General features: G+C 65.3%; 20 protein-coding genes. 10 read left to right on the forward strand and 10 right to left on the reverse strand.

Annotation, left to right across the window (positions count from 1 at the left end; all coding sequences use genetic code 11):
* The first annotated feature begins 70 nt into the window (after positions 1 to 70).
* Positions 71 to 1,252: a zinc-dependent alcohol dehydrogenase gene (locus R4P47_RS02085; protein ID WP_149405263.1), complete on the forward strand. Its 1,182-nt coding sequence runs from the start codon at positions 71 to 73 to the stop codon at positions 1,250 to 1,252.
* A gap of 80 nt (positions 1,253 to 1,332) precedes the next feature.
* On the opposite strand, the gene R4P47_RS02090 is transcribed toward R4P47_RS02085, so the two are convergent.
* Positions 1,333 to 2,286, reverse strand: a complete 954-nt coding sequence (locus tag R4P47_RS02090; RefSeq protein ID WP_149405264.1) for a ferritin-like domain-containing protein — start codon at positions 2,284 to 2,286, stop codon at positions 1,333 to 1,335.
* A gap of 213 nt (positions 2,287 to 2,499) precedes the next feature.
* On the opposite strand from R4P47_RS02090, the gene R4P47_RS02095 reads away from it, so the two are divergent.
* Complete coding sequence (locus R4P47_RS02095) at positions 2,500 to 2,892, forward strand: OsmC family protein (RefSeq protein WP_094639042.1); 393 nt, start codon at positions 2,500 to 2,502, stop codon at positions 2,890 to 2,892.
* Positions 2,893 to 2,931: 39 nt separating this feature from the next.
* Positions 2,932 to 3,768 (forward strand): YihY/virulence factor BrkB family protein, encoded by an 837-nt coding sequence (locus tag R4P47_RS02100; RefSeq protein WP_317783986.1) that lies wholly within the window; start codon positions 2,932 to 2,934, stop codon positions 3,766 to 3,768.
* Here R4P47_RS02100 and R4P47_RS02105 read toward each other — a convergent pair.
* From R4P47_RS02105 to R4P47_RS02120, 4 genes are all read right to left on the reverse strand, one after another.
* A complete protein-coding gene (locus tag R4P47_RS02105) occupies positions 3,716 to 4,540 on the reverse strand; it encodes a CDP-alcohol phosphatidyltransferase family protein (protein WP_317547501.1) in 825 nt (274 codons plus the stop codon). The genes R4P47_RS02100 and R4P47_RS02105 overlap by 53 nt on opposite strands.
* Before the next feature lie 10 nt (positions 4,541 to 4,550).
* Complete coding sequence (locus tag R4P47_RS02110; RefSeq protein ID WP_231893824.1) at positions 4,551 to 4,784, reverse strand: hypothetical protein; 234 nt, start codon at positions 4,782 to 4,784, stop codon at positions 4,551 to 4,553.
* Positions 4,785 to 4,869: 85 nt separating this feature from the next.
* Positions 4,870 to 7,191 (reverse strand): glycosyltransferase, encoded by a 2,322-nt coding sequence (locus R4P47_RS02115; RefSeq protein WP_317783987.1) that lies wholly within the window; start codon positions 7,189 to 7,191, stop codon positions 4,870 to 4,872.
* A complete protein-coding gene (locus tag R4P47_RS02120) occupies positions 7,188 to 8,114 on the reverse strand; it encodes a WcbI family polysaccharide biosynthesis putative acetyltransferase (RefSeq protein WP_317783988.1) in 927 nt (308 codons plus the stop codon). The genes R4P47_RS02115 and R4P47_RS02120 overlap by 4 nt, the downstream gene beginning before the upstream one ends.
* Before the next feature lie 168 nt (positions 8,115 to 8,282).
* Here R4P47_RS02120 and R4P47_RS02125 point away from each other — a divergent pair, with 168 nt between their 5' ends.
* From R4P47_RS02125 to R4P47_RS02140, 4 genes are read left to right on the forward strand one after another with little or no spacing between them, the layout of a single operon-like run.
* Positions 8,283 to 9,368, forward strand: coding sequence for a glycosyltransferase family 1 protein (locus R4P47_RS02125; protein WP_317783989.1), 1,086 nt, complete (start codon positions 8,283 to 8,285; stop codon positions 9,366 to 9,368).
* Complete coding sequence (locus R4P47_RS02130) at positions 9,365 to 10,474, forward strand: glycosyltransferase (protein ID WP_317783990.1); 1,110 nt, start codon at positions 9,365 to 9,367, stop codon at positions 10,472 to 10,474. Before R4P47_RS02125 ends, R4P47_RS02130 begins: the two co-directional genes overlap by 4 nt.
* A complete protein-coding gene (locus R4P47_RS02135; RefSeq protein WP_317783991.1) occupies positions 10,471 to 11,478 on the forward strand; it encodes a glycosyltransferase in 1,008 nt (335 codons plus the stop codon). The genes R4P47_RS02130 and R4P47_RS02135 overlap by 4 nt, the downstream gene beginning before the upstream one ends.
* On the forward strand, positions 11,475 to 12,293 hold the full coding sequence (locus R4P47_RS02140) for a glycosyltransferase family 2 protein (protein ID WP_317783992.1): 819 nt from the start codon (positions 11,475 to 11,477) through the stop codon (positions 12,291 to 12,293). Before R4P47_RS02135 ends, R4P47_RS02140 begins: the two co-directional genes overlap by 4 nt.
* Positions 12,294 to 12,381: 88 nt before the next feature.
* Here R4P47_RS02140 and R4P47_RS02145 read toward each other — a convergent pair whose 3' ends face one another.
* Entirely contained in the window at positions 12,382 to 13,569 is a 1,188-nt protein-coding gene (locus tag R4P47_RS02145; protein ID WP_317783993.1) for an esterase/lipase family protein, read from the reverse strand.
* A 272-nt stretch (positions 13,570 to 13,841) separates the two neighbouring features.
* Here R4P47_RS02145 and R4P47_RS02150 point away from each other — a divergent pair, with 272 nt between their 5' ends.
* Positions 13,842 to 15,098, forward strand: coding sequence for a PucR family transcriptional regulator (locus R4P47_RS02150; protein ID WP_262498275.1), 1,257 nt, complete (start codon positions 13,842 to 13,844; stop codon positions 15,096 to 15,098).
* Positions 15,095 to 15,823, forward strand: coding sequence for an EAL domain-containing protein (locus R4P47_RS02155; RefSeq protein ID WP_317547490.1), 729 nt, complete (start codon positions 15,095 to 15,097; stop codon positions 15,821 to 15,823). The genes R4P47_RS02150 and R4P47_RS02155 overlap by 4 nt, the downstream gene beginning before the upstream one ends.
* A gap of 82 nt (positions 15,824 to 15,905) precedes the next feature.
* Here the strand turns inward: R4P47_RS02155 and R4P47_RS02160 are convergent, their stop codons facing one another.
* Positions 15,906 to 16,103: a CsbD family protein gene (locus R4P47_RS02160; protein ID WP_068050352.1), complete on the reverse strand. Its 198-nt coding sequence runs from the start codon at positions 16,101 to 16,103 to the stop codon at positions 15,906 to 15,908.
* Between the two features lie 122 nt (positions 16,104 to 16,225).
* Here R4P47_RS02160 and R4P47_RS02165 point away from each other — a divergent pair, with 122 nt between their 5' ends.
* Positions 16,226 to 16,687 (forward strand): hypothetical protein, encoded by a 462-nt coding sequence (locus R4P47_RS02165; RefSeq protein WP_317783994.1) that lies wholly within the window; start codon positions 16,226 to 16,228, stop codon positions 16,685 to 16,687.
* 67 nt (positions 16,688 to 16,754) lie between these two features.
* Here R4P47_RS02165 and R4P47_RS02170 read toward each other — a convergent pair whose 3' ends face one another.
* From R4P47_RS02170 to R4P47_RS02180, 3 genes are all read right to left on the reverse strand, one after another.
* Positions 16,755 to 17,303 (reverse strand): Dps family protein, encoded by a 549-nt coding sequence (locus R4P47_RS02170; RefSeq protein WP_032397614.1) that lies wholly within the window; start codon positions 17,301 to 17,303, stop codon positions 16,755 to 16,757.
* Between the two features lie 78 nt (positions 17,304 to 17,381).
* The gene (locus tag R4P47_RS02175) at positions 17,382 to 18,449 is read right to left on the reverse strand and encodes a TerC family protein (RefSeq protein ID WP_269594305.1); all 1,068 of its coding nucleotides are present in this window, start codon (positions 18,447 to 18,449) and stop codon (positions 17,382 to 17,384) included.
* Between the two features lie 353 nt (positions 18,450 to 18,802).
* The gene (locus R4P47_RS02180) at positions 18,803 to 20,017 is read right to left on the reverse strand and encodes a PucR family transcriptional regulator (protein WP_094686563.1); all 1,215 of its coding nucleotides are present in this window, start codon (positions 20,015 to 20,017) and stop codon (positions 18,803 to 18,805) included.
* Positions 20,018 to 20,048: the final 31 nt, after the last annotated feature.

The following is a 20,048-nucleotide window of genomic DNA, read 5'->3' on the forward strand; positions in this document are numbered from 1 at the left end:
TGACCTGTCACAACAGGCAATGCGCAGTGCACGACATCGAACTTCGAGGTCGTTCCATCGGAAGGACCATATGCGCGCAGTGACCTGGCAAGGCAAGAGGAAAGTCGGCGTGGACACCGTTCCCGACCCGCGGATAGAACTGCCGACAGACGCGATCGTGAAGATCACGACGACCAACATCTGCGGTTCGGACCTGCATTTGTACGAAACACTCGGTGCCTTCATGGACGAAGGTGACATCCTCGGCCACGAGCCGATGGGCATCGTCGAGGAAGTCGGTTCGCAGACCGGCGATCTGGCAGTCGGAGACCGAGTGGTCATCCCGTTCCAGATCTCCTGCGGGCACTGCTACATGTGCGATTCGAGCCTCTACACCCAGTGCGAGACCACGCAGGTGCGCGAGCAGGGAACGGGTGCAGCACTGTTCGGCTTCTCCAAGCTCTACGGGCAAGTTCCCGGCGGTCAGGCCGAGTACCTCCGCGTCCCGCAGGCGCAGTTCACTCACATCAAAGTTCCGGAGGGACCTCCGGATTCGCGATTCGTCTACCTCTCCGACGTGTTGCCGACCGCATGGCAGTCCGTCGAGTACGCGGCAATTCCCGACGGGGGATCGGTGACCATCCTCGGACTCGGGCCCATCGGAGACATGGCAGCGCGCATCGCACAGCACAAGGGCGCGCGAGTGATCGCCGTCGACCTCGTACCCGAGCGACTCGCCCGCGCCGCAGCGCGGGGAATCGAGACGGTGAACCTTGCCGAGCACAGCGGTGGCGTCGGCGACGTCATCCGCGAGATGACCGACGGCCGGGGCACGGACTCGGTCATCGATGCGGTGGGTATGGAGGCGCACGGATCGCCGGTCGGCAAACTCGCACAGCAGATCGTCGGAATGCTTCCGGACGCCGTGGCCGCGCCGATGATGCAGAAGGCCGGTGTCGATCGACTCGGCGCGCTGTACTCGGCAATCGACATCGTCCGCCGCGGCGGAACCATCTCGATCATCGGGGTGTACGGCGGCATGGCCGATCCGCTACCTCTGATGACCATGTTCGACAAGCAGATTCAGCTCCGGATGGGGCAGGCGAACGTCAAGAGATGGGTCGACGACATCATGCCGTTGCTCGGTGACGACGATCCCCTCGGCGTCGACTCGTTTGCCACACACGAGCTTTCGCTCGAGGAGGCTCCGCATGCGTACGACATCTTCCAGAAGAAGCAGGACGGTGCCATCAAGGTGCTGTTGAAGCCCTAGAGACGTCCTTCGAATACAGCGATGCGGCCCGGAAGTTCACGGGCCGCATCGGTATTCGCAGAAGGATCAATCCATCTTCGTCAGTCGATGGAGATGACGTCCTTGGCGATTGCTGCCACGCGCGTCTGTCCTGCGGACACGACTCCGTGGCGGTTCTTGTGTGCCTCTTCGTACGTCACGACGGTGCGAACGTCGGTCGGGTTGGTGAGGTCCTTGATGGCGGCGACGGCGTCCGAGACGTTCAGGTCGTCGTAATCCGCGATCGGCAGCTCGTCGGCGTCCAGGGTTCCGCTGGCCGACCGCGCGGTGTGGATTGCGTCGGCGACGGTATCGACGCCCTCGCTGCGGGTGACGTCCTCGGCTGCTTCGAGTGCTGCATCGCGACTTGCCGTCAGCGTCTTGACTGCCACGTCACCGGCGTGAGCGCCGCGGCCCAGAAGTCCGGCGAGGCGGTCCGGGGTAGCGCGAGCTGCGTCCAGTGCACGGTCGAGACCGCGAGCCGACCAGGTTGCGGGCGCGTTGACGATCTTGACCGCGGTGCCTGCGGCGGCCTGGAACGGGGTGCGACGCAGTGCTGCGGGTCCGCCCAGTGCATCTTCCGCGAGGACGGTCTCGAGCCATTCCACCGTGGCGCTGTGCGCCGTGGCCAGCCGAGTCGCCAGAGCGACGACGGTGGGCTCGTTCGCTGCGGTGGCCAGAGCCTTGATGTACTTGGCGCGGCCCAGCAGCTGCTGCTCGAGGGCGAGATCGCCCAGCAGGGCCTCGTTGAACGGCTGTGCTTGCTCGGCCACTGCCTTGACTGCGGCGAGCGTGCGTCCCAGGAACGGCGACACGAGATCGGGCAGTCCGCCGAGTCCGCGAAGGGCTTCCTCGATGGCTGCGGCGCGGTCGCGACCGTTCGCGGCGTTCTGGGTCAACTCCCGGCGTACCGCCTCGGTGCGCGCCTGAACGACGCGAGTCTCGGCGATCTGGATTTCGGTGTTCGTCAGCTGCAGTGCGACACGCAACTGGGCGATCAACGTCGATGTGCTCATGGTGCTCCCCTTTCGGTCGGGTGGTCGATTTACTCTGGCCGATGCCTGTGGGTCACAGCGTGATGCTCGGCCCTGATTGCAGCATTACCCGTCGGTAGGTTCGACCAAACTGATGTGTTCGATATGTGAACAGCGACACGTACCCGTCGGCCTCGTCCCGCAGGTGCGGAACCTGACGGTTTCGATCGGCTGCCGACTGGACATCCGACATCGATGAACACCGAGCTGTACACAGCAACTGTCTCTGCCACCGCGACGGGAGTCACCTCCGACGACGGGGTGCTGTCCCTCGGTGTGCGCGAACCGAAGCAACTCGGGGGGCCGGGGGAGCACACCAACCCGGAACAGCTGATGGCCGCCGCATTGTCGAGTTGCCTGGTCGAATCTCTGCGTATCGCGCTCGGAACCGTCGGGGGCAGCGTCGACGAGCTTGCAGTGAAGGGCACCGTGGTGCTCACCGACTCCGACGCATCCGGCTACGACGCGACGTTCGCACTCGCGGTATCTCTTCCCGGTACCGACGACGCCGAAGCAGTGTTGGCGCAGGCGACCTCGATCTGCCCGTTCCTCAAGGTCATCGACGGAGTGGAGGTCACCCTTGAATGACCCGTCGACGGGTGCCCTGTACTTCGGTGCCCGCACGAGATGACCTCGATACGCACCAGGGCAGCGCGGGGAGTCGAGGCGATCAAAGCCGGGTTCTCCCGCGAGGACACCACCTTGATCGCGGGCGGCCTGACCTTCTACGCCGTCATCGCCGTGGTGCCGCTGTTGCTCCTCACCATCCGCGCCTGCGCTCTGCTGGTGTCGGCCGACTGGGTGCGCGGTGGCTTCGACGCCATGTCGGCGTTGTTGCCCGACGCCCTGGGTGCTCGCGCGGCCGTGGACGGACTGGCTACTGCCGGAATCGAACTCGGCCCGATCGGCGTCCTGATCGCCATCTTTCCCGCGACGTTCTACGGGGAGGGCCTGCGCCGGGCGATCGTGCGGTTCGCTCCGATCCGGGAATCGTTCACCGGTTGGCGGGGTCGGCTGGCGATGGTGCCGTTCTTCGCCGCAGCGCCTGTCTTGCTGGCAGGCGTCCTCTGCGTAGCGCGGTTGCTCGAAGCAACGACCGGTGGCGGCGGAATCGGTGCCATGGCGGCGCGCGTGTTCCTCGGCTTCAACTGCCTGTGGGTGATCCTGTCCGTCCCCTTGGCATGGACCTATCGCGTGATTGCGCCACGTGCGGTGGGCTGGCGGGCGTTGATCGTCGGATCACTCGTCACCTCGTCCATCGTCACCGGGTTCGTCCACGGATTCATCTTGTTCCTGGCGATACCGGTGGACCTGGGTGCGCCGTTCGGAGGCCTCACCGCGATCGGCGGTGGAGTGGCAATGATGTTGTGGATGTTCGTGTTCCATGTACTGGCTCTGGCCGGCTGGCTGGTCACTGCCGAGTTCGATCGGCCCGTCGATGCAGCCCGAACATCAACTGCATGAACCCGACGACTGCGAGCGCGCACGTCACCGACATTCCGATCGTCGCCGATGATCCGGCGGCGGCCGGAGCGGCACCGGCGACCGTCGCCGTGACCGCAGCCGCGATCACCCGCGAGGGGCGCTCCCACACCGTCAGAAAACCGACATCCTCGATGCCGGAACCGACCGCGCGGGCACGGGCCATCTCGTGCAGCATTGTCGTCACACCGACCGCGAGGACGAGCGGCATCGGTGCTCCGAGCGCAAGACCGCTCGCCAGGAGCAGCAGGTCGCTGCAGCGATCGGCGACGGTATCGAGCAGGTACCCCCACTGAGTTTGGGAGCGACCGATCATCGCGACCCCACCGTCGATACCGTCGAGCAGGCCGGAGATCACGATCAGCACAGCCGCGATCAGTGGTGCCGAGGTGCCGGGGCGAGACAGGGCCACTGCTGCTCCTGCCACGACGACGGCGGTCAGCGTGACCGCGTGGGCGGATACGGACGCGCGGACCAGCGGCGCGCTCAGCGCATAGACGACGCGAAGCCAACCCGAGACCAACCCGGAAGCAGAAGGATCGATGCCGTTGTGCAGCGTCGACCACGTCGACAGATACTCCTCGCGAGTCGCCGGACGTACCGGCACACCCTGCTGCTTCGACGTACTGCGCTGATTGACCATCGAGAACCCTTGCTCGGCACTGACTGAGAGGAACTCGACGAGCAGGTGACCGGCGATTGCGCGTCGAGACTTCGATGCGGAGTACCCGCCCGCGGCGTTCTCAATCCGCACCGCAGCCGGACTATCGGTCGTCGTCGGAGTTGCTCGCTCTCCGCCGCGCTTTCAGTCGCGAGATCTTGATGCCCACGGCAGCGAGCACGATCAGCCAGCCCGAGATCAACACTCCGCCACCGACGAACGCCGCACGGCGCAGAGGATGTTCGTCGGCGTACACGTAACCGACTGTGCCCCAGATCAATGCGATGAGGGCGATGATCGCCATCATCCAGAGCATCGAATACAGCGTTCTGTTCATTGTTCACCCGACCTTGCTGTTACGTCGTCCCCGACGAGCGCGGACATCCATTCTTCCATCAGTGGCCGCCGCACCGTATTCCCCTTCACCAGGACAGATTCGGTTGATGTTCACCGGTCGAGATCCCGAATTCGACGGCCGTGCGGTGCATGTGCCCGAAGAGACCTTCGGCCGTATCGAGCCGATCACGACCGAGCGCATCGGCCCACCGCGCCGCGCGCGCACTCGACCGCGAACTGCGACACTCGACGACACCGCAGCCGCCGACGTCCACGGTCATGCGATCGGCACCGGTTACCAGCATTCGGCGCAGAGCGTGCTCACCGAACAGTACGAGTCCGTGGACGTGTACGACCATGTGGCTGCGGCCGGTGTCGCCGGGCCGACCCAGATGGACCCGTGGGTCCACGTCGCCCCACTGCTCTCGCAACGACGCCGCGTCCGAACCGTCCAGCCACACCGCGCAATCTCGCTCGCGCAGAACGGAACCGACCGTGGCGAGCAGCGAGGCAGAGCTGTGTCCGGCGCACTCGACGACCACGACGATCTCGGGCACGGCGTAGACGAGGCCGTGAGTGCGAGCCGCCGGGTCGGTGATGCGCGAGGACAGCATCAGCGCTTCGAGATTCTTGCGTTCGCGATCCCCGCCCGTCCGCTCGGCCCATTCGGGTCCGTCGTGCCAGGCGACCGCTCGGGGCAGGTGCGCCAGGACGGCACCGGCGTCGTAAGCGCGATGCGCGAACTCCCAGTCCTCTCCGCCGTAGCCGACGAAGGTCTCGTCGAATCCACCGATCTCCGAGAACAGCCTACGGCTGCACGACATGACGGCGCTGATGATGAACCGGTACGAACGCCGATCGGCATCGAGCAGGTCTCGCGAGCGGGAATACCCGTCCCGAAGCCACCCCGGCTCCGACAACTCCGGTGGTCCGGAAAATTCGCCGCCGAACCACCCGGCCACGTCCTCGGCGGACCAGCCCGTCAGATCGGCATGGCGTCGCCGGCCCACGGCGAGAGCATCGGGAACCGCCCCTGTCAGCCGTACCGATTCCGCGATGTAGCCGGGTTCGGGGACGGTATCGGCGTCCAGAAAACACAGAATCTCCCCGTCGGCCACCGATGCGCCGAGGTTGCGTACTGCCGCCGCACGGAAGCCGAGATCGTCCTGTCGAACGACGGTGATGTCCAGGTCCGTCCGGAAGCCGTCGACGTCCGGTGCTTCGGGGGACCCGTCGTCGGCCACGATCACCTGGAGCAGCGAGGCCGGGTAGCTCTGCAGTGTCAGCGCGGTGAGTACGAACTCCAGCTGACGCTGCTGGCGAAAGTACGGGATCACCACGGACACTCGCGGTTCCCGATCGACCGGCTCGGCGAGATCCCACCGATTGCCCGGAACCACCCATCGGCCGTCGGGTAGCTGGTCTGCCGTTCGTTCGCACTGTTCGTCGAACAGTGCGCGATACAGCACGGCTGCTTGCTCGAGAGTGGGGTAGGTGACCACGTCGCGGTTCTGCCAGGTCCTGTCGGGATGGCGCAGAGCCTGCGCCATCGCAGACGCGAGGCCGTCGACCGAATTCTCGTGAATCCACAGCGCCCCGGGGGAGTTGGTCTCCATTTCCTCCACGTACCGACCGCGCGGGACCAGTGGTCGACGGCCGGCCGCGATCCAGGAATTGATCGAACCCGATGCCGACACGTGTCGGTGGAACGCGACGGGAATCGCGATAGACCGCAGGATCTCGTTCAGCTCTGCATCGGGAACGAAACCGGTCGAGGTGAACGATCGGCCGAGTTGCTCTGCAGCACGGCCGAGTTCCTCGATCATGGCTTCGTGGCCCGGTGATGCGGACCCGATCGAGAGAAAGTCGACGTCGGTGTCCAGCGACGTCATGGCATCGAGCACCTCCTCGTGCCCTTTGCCCGGGTAGACGAATCCGAGTACGCCGACGAGTTTTCGCGGGGTGACGCGGTCTTCGGTTCGTGGCTCCGCGCGTCCGATCGGAAGCGGGATCACCCGAACGTCGTCTCCCCCCTCCAGGACGTCATCGAGCAAAAGCCGCTCGTGCATGCTGGAGACGACGACGGCAGCGGCGCAATCGGCCACCCGCCGGTAGCACTTCTTCCGCGCCTCGAATGCGTGGCCGTCGGATGCCTGCGGGACATCGTGCATCGTGACGGTGATCGGTGCGCGGTGCCGCTGCGCGAAGGCGACGAAAGCATCCGCTGCCGCCTCTGCAGTACGGCCGAACAACCGGTCGGTGAAGTGCACGTGGGTCGCACTGTCGAGGGGGAGCTGTTCGAGATCAGATATCACCGGACTGTCTGTGGCGGAGGCCAATTCGCGCGCACAGCGGACGACACCGTGCTCGTCGGGCCCCATGACGAGATGAAGTACCGTCCCGGTCACGGTGCCAGCTCCAGGGTTCGGATCAATTCGGCGTGACGTTCGAGCGCAGCATCGACGAACTCGGGACGATCCGCGTACCACTGCAGGTGAGCGCGATGGACGGAATCCGGCGACATTGCAGCGCCGTCCACCGACCAGTTCGGCCGCGAATCACCCTGCAGGCCCAGAGCATTCAGCACTCGCCCCTCGACGGGCGCGCGAACGCCGCCGAGCAGTTCGCGTCCCGGATCTCGCACCGTGCTCCCGGTCCCCAACTGATCGAGTATCCGCTGGGCGAGAGCGCCGAGGACCACGTTGGTCGCATGGTTGATCGTGTGGGTGGCGTCGATCCCGGCATCTGCGAACAGGTCGGAGGCAACGATGTCGGTGTCTCGGCGTTCGCGTCGGCGCAACTCGTCGAGGCTCGCCTCGGCTGCCTGTCGCAGACCGTCGTCCGAGACCGGTCGATCCCAGTCCTCATCGCCGCCGAGGCCGCGACGGGCGGCGAGAATCGTCCGTAAGTCGTGGTACGGCACCATGTTCGGGACGGCAGCGGGGTCGCTCGGGTGTCGAACGATGACCTGGAAGGGGTGCAGCCCCGCGTATCTCAGTACCGGCCACCGGACCACGGTGGCACCGGGTGCGAGCGCGTCGGCGAGATCGGGTACCCCCAGTGGCAGCGACCGATAACCGGCTCGAACCGGCTGGGTGAGCAGCACCGACGCCTGGCGCACGAGGCGGTCGACGTGGGGCAGGTCCGAGGCTTCCAGCTCGTGTACGGGAGGGATGCGTACCGTCCGCAGCGGCATGGCCGGGTCGGAACCGAGGAGGATACGCAGTGCCTCGGCCTGGCAGTTTCCCCAGACGAGCAGAAGCGGTCCGTCCTTCTCGGCGTCGTCCGCCAGTCCGTAGAATTCGCCGTAATGGCGGGTGCGACCGTCCATGCTTGCCCCGACGTCGTGTGATCGTTCATGTTGGACCATTCTCTCGTCAACGTAGACCCGGCGGACGGGCTTCGCCAACCCCGATTGAACCCGGCACCAACTGGGTACAGGCTACGTATCGCGTGTCGGGACCAGGCACGATCCACCTGCCTGTACCCGAAGGAATTCATGATTCGCGTTGCATCGGTTCCGTCCTCGCACGCCTATGTCCGACACCTGCAGCCCGTCGTCGGTGCCGCCCCACACGAGATGTCCGTCGACCCGGCGGTGATCGTGCTGCCCGATCCTGCCCCGGTAAGAGTCGACGTACCCGGCCAGTGGTGGCCCCCACGACTGCTCGATGCTCGGTGGCTCGCCGAGCAGACCGACGTGCACTTCGACGTTCTGCACGTGCATTTCGGGTTCGAGTCCTTCACGGCCGACGAACTCACCCGCACCGTCGAGCATCTGCGCGCCCACCGGCAGCCGTTGGTTCTGACGGTTCACGACCTGCACAATCCCCATTTCGCGGACAGCGCCGATCACCTGCGACAGTTGGACGTACTGGTTCCCGCTGCCGCCGCCGTCATCACCCTCACCGCGGGAGCCGCTGCCTGGATTCACGATCGGTGGGGTGTCGAGGCAACAGTGGTGGACCATCCGCACGTCGTGCCGCTGGAGCGGATGACACTGCCGCGCCCGGAGTCGGACTCGTTCGTCATCGGCGTCCACGCCAAGAACCTGCGGTCCAACATGGACCCGCTGGCTGTGATGGATGCCGTGGTCGAGGCCGCACGATCGCTGCCCGACGCCACTGTTCGGTTGGACATCGACCAGGACGTGTTCGAGTCCTCCAGCCATTGGTACAGCCCGACGGTCGGCGCAAAGTTGCTGGACTACACGAGTTTTCCCGATGTCGACGTGCGCGTGCACGAACGTTTCGACGACGACGCGCTGTGGGACTATCTGTCGTCGATCGATGTCTCGGTGTTGCCGTATCGATTCGGAACACACTCGGGCTGGCTCGAGGCCTGCCGCGATCTCGGTACCGCCGTGGTCGCGTCGGACTGCGGTTTCTACGCAGATCAGGCCCAGGTGCACAGTTTTGGAATGGGAATCGATTCGTTCGATCCCGACACCCTCGTTGCTGCCGTGCGAGCAGCGCACGCCGATCGAACGCCTGCGGTCGATTCGGGCGTTCGCGCGGAGCAACGACAGCGAATCGCAGCAACTCATGCCGCGATCTATTCAGCAGTGACAAAGGAGATGCGTTGAACGAGAACCCACTTCGCATCGCGGTGTTGGCGTCGTCGAGTTTTCCGGTGGCACAACCCTTCGCCGGCGGTCTGGAGGCGCACGTCTACAACCTGGTGCGCGCGCTCACCGAGCGTGGACATCAGGTGAGTCTGTTCGCTGCAGACGGATCGAGCGTCGACCTGGACGCGACGATGTTGCCGGTCCGAACGTTGGATCTGACGCCGATCTCGATCGCCGACGTGGCGATCACTCCCACCGCGATCCGTGAGCATCACGCGTATCTGGCGGTGATGTTGGAACTGGCCGGGACGCTGTCTCGGTCGTTCGACATCGTGCACAACCACAGCCTGCACTACCTGCCGCTGGCGATGTCGGCGACGCTGTCGGTACCGATGGTGACGACACTGCACACACCTCCGTTCGCGTGGCTGGAGTCCGCGGTTGCGTTGGCTCCTCCGGGTGCCAACACCTTTGCCGCCGTCAGCGAGTTCGCCGCCTCGCAGTGGGCCGATGTCACCGCCGGAACCGTCGTCATTCGCAACGGAATCTCGTTGGAGGACTGGCCGTTCGGTGCCGGGGGCGACTACGTGGTGTGGTCGGGTCGGGTGGTCCCGGAGAAGGGGCTGCACCTGGCCATCGCGGCCGCGAAAGAAGCAGGGCGCTCGCTGCGTATCGCCGGTCCGCTGAGCAATCTCGAGTACTTTCACGAGTTCGTCGAACCCATGCTCGACGAGAACATCCGGTACGTCGGACACCTCGATCAGCCCGCCCTGGCGGCGTTGGTGGCAGGTGCCGAGGTCGCGCTGGTCTCGCCGGTCTGGTCCGAGCCGTACGGCCTGGTGGTGGCAGAAGCGCTGGCCTGCGGTACTCCCGTCGCCGCGTTCGCCAGGGGCGGCATACCGGAGATCGTCGACGGCTCGTCGGGAGTGCTGGTGGCTGCCGACGACGTACACGGCCTCGCCGCAGCGATCCCCGCGGCGGCAGCGCTGAGGAGGTCCGACGTCCGGGCCCGGGCCGAGAAGGTGTGCTCGATGGGCCGGATGGTGGACGAGTACGAGGCGCTGTATCACTCGACTCTGGCCGCAGCGGTCGACTCGGTAGACCACCGACTCGCGATCGCATGATCGGCTACTACGCGCACCACCACGGGGTCGGTCACATCACCCGTTCCGACGCTATCGCACGGTCGATGGCCGAGCCGATGACGGTGTTGTCCTCGCGTGCTCGACCGACAGCGCATGCGGCGGCCGAGTGGATCTCGCTTCCTCTCGACGTGGACGACTCCGTGGAAGGCAATGCGGCGGTGGACAGTTCGGCTGGAGGGGTGTTGCACTGGGCTCCCCACGACGTGGACGGTCTGACCGAACGGATGGCGATCATCGCGGAGTGGGTGGCGCGCGAGCGACCGCGGGCGGTGGTGGTCGACGTATCGGTGGAAGTAGCGATGTTCCTGCGGCTCATGGGTGTTCGCGTGATCGTGATGGCGATACCGGGGGAGCGGAATGATCCGATCCACAACCTCGCCTACCGGGCGGCGACCCACATCGTCGCACCGTGGTCGCGCGAGGTCTACGACCCGACCTGGCTGCGCCCCTTCGCCGAGAAGACCACCTATGCAGGCTCGATCAGCCGGTTCGCCGAACGCGAGCGAGACACTGCCCACGCCGATCCGACCGTGGTGGTTCTCGGTGCCGCCGGTGGCACGGCGCTGACCCGAGACCTGGTGGACTCGTGGTCGGCGGTGGACGGCCGCTTCGAGTTCCGCGCACTCGGCGTCGCAGGCGGCGACTGGATCGACGACGTGTGGCCGGTGCTGTGTTCGGCGGCACTCGTCGTCACTCACGCCGGCCAGAACGCCGTCGCCGACGTCGCCGCCTCGGGCGCGCCGGCCATCGTCGTGCCGCAGGCCCGACCCTTCGACGAGCAGCATGCCACCGCCGCGGCGCTGGCGGGCGGACCGTTCGCCGAGGTTCTCGGCTCGTGGCCGTCCGTCGCGCGTTGGCATGCTGCAGCCGATCGCGCTTTCGAAATCGGTGGCCGTCGGTGGTCCGCATTGTGTACGGAGGGCGCACCCGCCCGTGCCGCCAGGGCGATCGAGCAGGCCGCACCTCGAACGGCGCGACAGTGAAGGCCGTCGTCGTCACCGTGGTGTCCGGTCGACACGAGCACCTGGCCGCTCAGGTGCGCGGTCTGAGTGCATCGGAAGAGCAGGTCGAACACGTCGTGGTCTCGATGGGCGACGATGCGATCGTCGACGTGCTCGCTCGATCGGGTTCGGCGGCGACGTGCATCGACATGCCCCCGCAGACCCCGCTGCCGCTGGCCCGCGCCCGCAATCGAGGCGCGGCCGCAGCAATCGAACGTGGCGCGGAACTGCTGGTGTTCCTGGACGTGGACTGCATTCCGGACCCGAACATGATCGAGCAGTACCGCCGTGCGGCAACGCTGCCCGGCAACGAGCGATCCTTGCTCTGCGGCCCGGTGACCTATCTGAAAGAGAAGGACATCGGTGCGGAGGGCAAGGCTCTGACGTTGCTGACCGCACCGCACCCGGCGCGGCCGAACCCGCCGGTCGGCACCGTCGAGCGCGGAGACAACTTCGATCTCTTCTGGTCGCTGTCCTTCGCGGTCGGGGTAACGACCTGGACCGAACTCGGCGGCTTCTGCGAGGACTACACCGGCTACGGCGGTGAGGACACCGACTTCGCAGCCACCGCGGAGGCGTCGCGCATGGGGTTGCGGTGGGTCGGTGGGGCGCACGCCTATCACCAGTTCCATCCGGTCTCCGATCCTCCGGTGGAGCATCTCGACGACATCGTCGCCAACGCGCGCACGTTCTTCGACCGATGGGGGCGGTGGCCGATGATCGGATGGCTCGACGCCTTCGCGGCTCGCGGCCTCGTCGAAATCGACGGCTCCGGGATCCGCCGCACGGCCGGCTGATTCGCTCGGACCGGCAGGGCCCCGCGCAACAGTGAGGGCGATCGGCCTCCGCAGCCGATCGCCCTCACCGAGGTTTGCTCGCCGGTGACTAGCCGCCGGTGATGGGTGAGTTGAATGCACACGGGATGGACCTCGTGGGGAAGCCCTTCGGATCCAGTGCGTTCTTCACGATGCCGATCGCGCGAGGCGAGACCGAGATCGACAGGTGGTCCGACAGATCGATCTCGCAACCGTTCTGCAGGGTGACGTTGTTGACGGTGGCACCGGGTCCGGCGGTGAGGAACGTCGTCTTGTACGGGGTGACGACCTCGTCGTACTTGGTGCCGATCACGGTGTACTTGATGCCGGGGTCGGTATCACCGCCCACTGCCAATCCCTTGACCAGATCCGAGTCGATGACCTGGTCCGAGGCGGCGGGTCCGGCGATGGCCCCGACGACGCCGAGTACGTTCAGGCCCAGGTTGTTGATCGTGCGACCCAGAGTGCCGATACCGACGAGTGTGGTGCCGTGGTTCGACCCGGCGACGCTGACGACGGTGTTGACCTTGTTCTTCGTCGGGTCGGCCGGGTTGGCGCCACCCTCGAAGCGCAGGTACTGGCGGGTCACGAGTCCACCCTGGGAATGGCCGACGATGTCGACCTGAGCGGACCCGGTGGCGGCGCGCACGGCGTCGATGTAGGTCGCGATCTCCTTCGCGCTCGACGCAACGGATGCCGTGCCGCGCAGCGACTCGAGATTACCGACGATGCTCGAGTCCCGGTCGCCGTAGTTGAGCGCGAAGATGCAGTAGCCCTCTTTCTTCAGCGCAGGCGACATCCGCGCGAAGTTGTTGTAGGCGTTCTCCCACGTGCCGTGCAGCAGCACGACCGGACGTGGATGCGCTGCCGACGGCTTGCAGTTCCAGTCGTTGGCACCCTGAGGTGCGACATTGGGGTTGACGATGCTGTACAGGAATCCGGCCAGGAAGTTCTTCTGCTCCGGTCCGTAACCCGTGGTCTCGGTCCGTGGGTCGTAGGTGATGGTCGCGGGAGCGGCGGATTCGATGTTGGGCTGGGCGATGCCCTGGTCGGCGGCCTTGGGGGAAGCCTCGGTCGGGCCGGGCGGAACGACCGTGTCGCCCTGCACGGTGGCGGGCGGAGCAGGTGCGGTGGCGGGCTGTGCCTGTGCTGCGACACCGGTACCGAGGGTGAGTGAGCACGCCATTGCGGCGATCATCGCGGCGCGCACCGTCGTTGCCTTCCGCGTCGTACGGGAGGTGGACCGAGAAGTGGTCATGGAGCCTGACTTTCGACGAGGGTTGTTGGACAAGGCGGAACAGTAAGCGCGGATTTCGGTGATTCTCGTTCTCCTGTCGGGCGTTTGGAATCTGCCCGTAACCGCCGAGTCGTATGTGAGAGATCGTCACAATTGAGCACCGACGACCCGAATCCGAACCGACTGCCGGATACATTCGGAAAAACAATCCCCAGGTTTGATTGGTGTTCTACAGTTCGTAGGGGGGAAACAAACCTGAAGTAGGTTTCGAGGTTCGAGGGGTGGGGTCTTCGGTGACGGCAACGGAAAGCGTGCACGTGTCGCAGGAGGAATACGTCAGTGGACGACGGGCGTCCGATCGTCTGCGGACTCCGAGGGAGACTGCCGCACGCATGCTGGATCAGTACTTCGGCGAGCCCGAGGACACACCACCGCCGCGTGAGTGCGCCCGCGGCGAACTCGACGACATGACGACGACCTGCTGCGAACTGGCGACCGGAGTACTCGAATCCGGGCGGCTACCGATACCCGGTGCGATGGACGTCTTTCGCGACGCAGCGACCCGGTGGGCCCGAGACGGCGTACCGCTCGGCCGTATCCAACATGCCGTCAACGAGGGCTGCGCACTGGCTGTGCGACAGGCACCGCGCCCGGGCGACGGGGGTGCCGACGATCGACTCGCCGACGGAACCGTCTTGGTCATGGAACTGTTGGACGTCGTCACCGCGGCCGTGTCCGATGCCTACCTGACGGAATTTCGCACGCTGGCTCAGAACGGTCCCCGTCACGACGTGGAACTGCTGGACGCGCTGTTGACCGGTGACGGCACGGCTCGCAAGATCGCCGATCGGATGGGAACGCTGCTCGCCGAGGATTATCACGTTGTCGCCCTGCACTTTCCGGCCCATGCCGACGAAGGTGGCCGTCGGATCGACGCGGCGATGATGGCGGCTCGAAAACTGCGAAGAATCCACACCGCGCTGGCCACATTCGACGCGGACTGCGTGCCCATCGCGTCGATCAGTCCCACCGGCGGAACCGTCCTGCTGCCCGATGTCCCCGGCGTCGACGTCGGCGACTTGATCGATCGTCTGGCCGACGCGGGTCAGGTGGCGGTGACTGCGACAACCGGGTCGGCCGCGATCGACGACATCGCCGCTACCGCGCCTCACCTGTACGAACTGCTGAGTCTCGTGCGTCGGCTCCGATACGCACCAGGGACGTACCGGATTTCGGATCTCGTGTTCGAGTACCAGGTGAGCAGACCGGGCCTCGGGCGCAAACACCTTGTGACACTGATCGATCCGCTGCGTGATTCGGTCGACCTGTTGCCGACGCTGCAAGCATTCGTCGATTCGGACTCCAACCGAAAGAAGACGGCCACCTGGCTGACGGTGCATCCCAACACCGTCGACTACCGTCTCAAAAGGGTGGAGCAGCTCACCGGACTCGATCCGATGAAGCCGTCCGGACTGCGAAGACTGCACGCGGCTCTGATCGCCGACCGCCTCGAGGCCCGTCGCGTTCCGGTGGACGAGCGATCACTGTGACCGCGCCGGACGGCGCGGTGCTCGCAGCATCGGCGGCGCTCGATTCGGTGGAATCCGTGGCCGCTCTGTTTCAGCCCGTCGTCGAACTGGCCACCGGGACAGTCGTCGGATACGAGGCTCTGGCCAGGTGGCCGTCTCCGAGCCTGGCCGTGCCCGAGGACGTGTTCGCGCTGGCGAGAGAGCGCGGACTGGTGGGTCGCGTCGACGTCGCGTGTCGCGCCGCCGCGCTGCGGGCGGCGCGTGAACGCGCCTACTCGCGTCGGGTGCGTTTCTTTCTCAACATCGAGCCGGGCTGCTTCGCCGACGAACGCGACGTCGACATCCACCTCGACGCGATCGGTGACGACCTCGACGTCGTCCTCGAGATCACCGAACGAGACCTCGACCGCAACGTGCCGTTGCTGATGGCTCTGGTTCGAGGAGCCCGCGCTCGCGGCATATCGGTGGCCATGGACGACGTCGGTGCCACGCCTGCAACGTTGGCGCTGTTGGCCTCGGTCGCGCCGGACATCGTCAAACTCGACGCGTCGATCGTGAGGTCCCCGTACCGCTCACGCGCCGCGATACGGCAGGTGCGCGCCTACGTCGGTTCGAGCGACGCCGTTCTGCTGGCCGAAGGAATCGAAACCCGCAGGCATCTGCGTCGCGCCAGGTCTCTGGGAGCAACCCTCGGTCAGGGCTGGATGTTCGGACGTCCCATGCCGCTGCCGAATCCGCCGATCTGACGAGGGACCGGGAACGACGAAACCCCGCACCCTCGACGGCCGAGGCCTGGGTGCGGGGTTTCGTTTCGACCGATCGAGACGATCAGTTCTTGAACTTGTCCTTGATGTTGCCTGCGGCGTCCGAGACGTCGTCGCCGACCTGCTTGGTCTTGCCCGACGCCTGATCCTTTGCGCCTTCGGCAGCAAGATCGTCGTTGTCGGTCTTGTGGCCGATCTTTTCCTTGGCTTCGCCCACGAGCTCTTCTGCCTTGTGCTTTGCCTTGTCGATGAAATCAGCCATGGTGAACTCCTCGAAATCGATTGTCTATCCGTTCACGAGTAGCTATACCCGTGATCGACGTCGGTAATCACGAACTGCACGTGCGGCGGGTTCTGCCGGCCCGATTCGGGTAATCGACGCCCATGGACCCAGATACCGATATGCATTCCGCCCCCGATATGCCCTCACCCGAACACCGGCGCCCGAGCGGAGTGGACGATGCGACCGTGGCCGCGGTGGGAAAGTTGTCCGAGGCGCTCGAGTGTGTGGAGCGGGCCCGGGGACACCTGTACTCGTTCCACCAACTGATGGGGCATTCGGACCTGCTGTTGGGTGAGGCCGTCGAGGCACTCGCCGAGGCAGATCACGACGCGATCGCGCAGCGGATCGACACGGACATGATCGGCAGAAACATCGCACCGGGGCGTTGGACGTTCCAGCTCGTCGAGGAATTCGACGACGGATACTGGGGCCCGTTGCGCGAGCACGAGCGGGCCGTCCGAGACGAATTGCTCGACGGACGTCGCCACGTGTTCGAGGCCGAGATGAAGGAGAAGCGTCGAACCCACGGCCGCAGCGGGCACGAAGCGAGACCGTCCGACTGACGCCGGCCCATGAAAAAGCACCGACCCCGCCGGTTGACGGCGAGGTCGGTGCGTAAAGCGTGAGTGTCTAGCCTGCTTGCTTCGCCGCGTCGACCTCGCTGGTCGCGTTGGCGGTCGAGAGCTGACCACCGGAGTTCTCCAGGTGTGCCCGCACGAACCAGTGGAAGAGTTCGAGCTGCGCGCTCTGGCCGATGAGCATGTCCTCGGTCACCGGGTCGATCTCGCCGACCTCTTCGATGTTCTTCCGAGTGGTCTCGATGACTCCCGTGTAGACCAGGTCGAGTGCACCGAGGTGCTCGATGGCCGTCGCGCGACCAATCGAGTAATCGTCCCAGCTGCGCTCGGAGACGATGGTGCCCGGGGTGCCCTTGGCCGAGGAACCGAGGGTTGCGATGCGCTCGGCGACGTCGTCCGCGAATCCGCGAACTGCTTCGACCTGCGGGTCGAGCATCTCGTGTACCGAGATGAAGTTGGGACCGACGACATTCCAGTGAATGTGCTTGAGGGTCAGGTGGAGATCGTTGTAGGCGTTCAGTCGATCCTGAAGGATCGCGGCGACGCGCGCGCCCACTTCCGAGGTGAGTCCGGGAACGGTGTACGAGTTCTTTTCAGCCATGTGCAGTGATTGCCCCATCCCCCTGGAACACAAACATGCCCCGCCGAATCGAATCGGCGGGGCATGTGTGGTGAAGGGTCAGGGCTTGTCGAGTCGCGGTGAATCCGTGCTCGACGTGCCGGTCGGCGAGGTGCCGGCCGAGGAGGTTCCGTCCGTCGGATCGACGATCGGGCTGTCGGCAGCGACCTTGTCGATGGCGTCTGCGTCGTCCTCCTTCGGGGGATTCTTCAGGCTCAGAATGATCGAGCCTGCCAGGACCACGATGATGACCACCAGGCTGACCAGCGAGGGAATCTCGGGGATCGAGGTACTGATCACCTTGTGTCCGGCCTGCAAGATCAGCTTGACGCCGATGAAGGCGAGGATGATCGCCAGTCCCTTGGACAGGTAGTGGAACTTCTCGAGCAACCCTGCGAGCAGGAAGTACAGGGCGCGTAGACCGAGGATGGCGAACGCGTTCGAGGAGTAGACGATGAAGGGGTCGTCGGTCACCGCAAGAACTGCCGGAACACTGTCGACTGCGAAGACCAGGTCGGCGGCCTCGATGGCCACCACGACGGCGAGAAGCGGCGTGGCCACTCGCTTGCCTGCTTCCTTGACGAAGAACTTGGTGCCTTCGTATTCGTCGCGGACAGGAATGATCTTGCGAAGCAAACGAACTGCGATCGAGGTGCTCGGGTCGTACGAGTCGTCCTCGTCCTTCATCAGCTTGTATGCGCTGTAGAGCAGGATGGCGGCGAATACGAACAGAACGGCAGCGAACTTGCTGACGATGGCCACACCGGCGGCCAGGAAGATCGCGCGGAAGACGAGGGCACCGATCACACCGAAGAACAGCACGCGGTGCTGGTACTCACGGGGAACCTTGAAGTAGCCGAAGATCAGCGCGAAGACGAAGAGATTGTCGACGGACAGACTCTTCTCCAACAACCAGGCCGTCGTGTATTCGACGCCGGCCGTGGTGCCCAAGGTGAAGAACACCACGATGCCGAAGATGATGGCCACGCCGACCCACAGTGCGCTCCACCATGCGGCTTCCTTGAAACCGATGATGTGGGCACCGCGGTGTGCCAACAGGTCGATGGCCAACAGGATCAGGACGACGGCACCGAATGCCGCCCATGCCCACCAGGGGACGACGTTCATGAACGGCCACCTCTATTCGTGAATTTGCTGCCGAGTTGCTTCAACTTCGCCTGATTCTCGGGCTTGGTTGCGTACCGACGTGCTTGGTCGATCATCTTCTTGCCCTGTGGGCTGCGAGCGAACGATGTCAACTTCTGTGTCAACGACGCCATCTTCACACACTCCTTCTCGTTCTCGTCTGTCTTCGTCTTGCCGTTTTTCCGGCCGTACGTTCGGGCCTGGGCGGAAAATACTGCGTCTTTCCGCGACTACTCCAGTGTGACTGTTCGCTTTCCTGCAGGCATGGTCGTTTTGCGGACACGTTTCGACCGATTTCGTTGCCGGGTTACGGCAAGTTCAGCGGCCCCGCTGAGTCACGACGACGAGCCGACCTCGGGCCAGTCGAGCAACTTCGCTCCGAGCACCGCCGTGTGCAGCGCGAATGCCTCGACGGGGTTGCCCACATTTTGCCCGGTCAAATCCTTTATTCGCGACAACCTGTAGGTCACCGCCCGTACCGACAGATGCATGCGGCGCGCGGTGGATGCAGTGTTCGCACCGGTGTCGAAGTACACCTGCAACGTCTCCAGCAGTGGACCCGCGCCGCCTCGCGCGCTCAGCAACGGTGTCAACAACGTGTCGACCAGATCGGCGATCGCCGCGCGATCGCTGATCAGGACGCGGTAGACGAGCAGATCACGAGCATCGACCACCGATGCGTCGAATCCGAGCGAGGCTGCGAGATCGAGTGCGTCGAGGGCTTCCCGGTACGACGCCGCGACACCGACCGCCCCGCTGCGTGGGCGGCCGACCCCGATCTGCGTCCGGCCGTATTCCCCCTTACGACGTAGATCGACCGATTCGCTCGAGGTCGATGTGGACGTACCGAGGGCCCGTCCCACCCGGTCGAGGACGTGGTCGACGGCGACGAGGTCGGGTGCCGGGAACACCAGGATCAACCTGTCCTGCTTGGTGGCCACGAGCAACTCGGCGTCGCCCTTGCTGCCCTGCACACTGCGTTCGACGAGGGTGATGGCAGAGCTGGCGTCGGTGAAGGGCTTGGTCGACGTCACCACTGCCACCACATGAGGACTCGACAGATCGAGGCCGAACGTTTGCGCCCGCCCGAGCACCCCGGCGACATCGGAGGTGCCCGAGAGCAGATCGTCGACGAATTCACGGCGGGCGAGCACCTCGGCTCGCACGAGAGTGCGCCGGGCGAGCTGGAATCCCTCGGCCAGTTCGGCCACCGCGTCGTCGACCGCGCGCAGCATCACCTCGCCTGCGGTGACGACCCCGGCCGGGTCCTCCGCGGCGGCGACGACAGCGGGTAGTTCGCGCCACAGTCGCCACGCCGAGCTCAGGTACAGATCCAGCAATGCCCGCAGTGCGACGCCCGCGCGGGCAGCAGCATCACCCTGCGCTCGGAACTCGTGCAGCTGCGGGCGGCTCAGTGGGACGCCGGCATCGACGGCGTCGGCGAGGACTTCGAGGAAGCTGCCCAGCAGAGCGACGTCGAGTCCGCCGGCGTCCGAAGCCGACTGCGCAGCGACGGAATCGAGCGGTAGCGCGTCGCGCTGTGTGGCCATGTGTGTCTTGCTCCTCGTCGACTCCCATCAT

It is taken from the genome of Rhodococcus sp. IEGM 1370 (assembly GCF_033142325.1).
Lineage (GTDB): Bacteria > Actinomycetota > Actinomycetes > Mycobacteriales > Mycobacteriaceae > Rhodococcoides.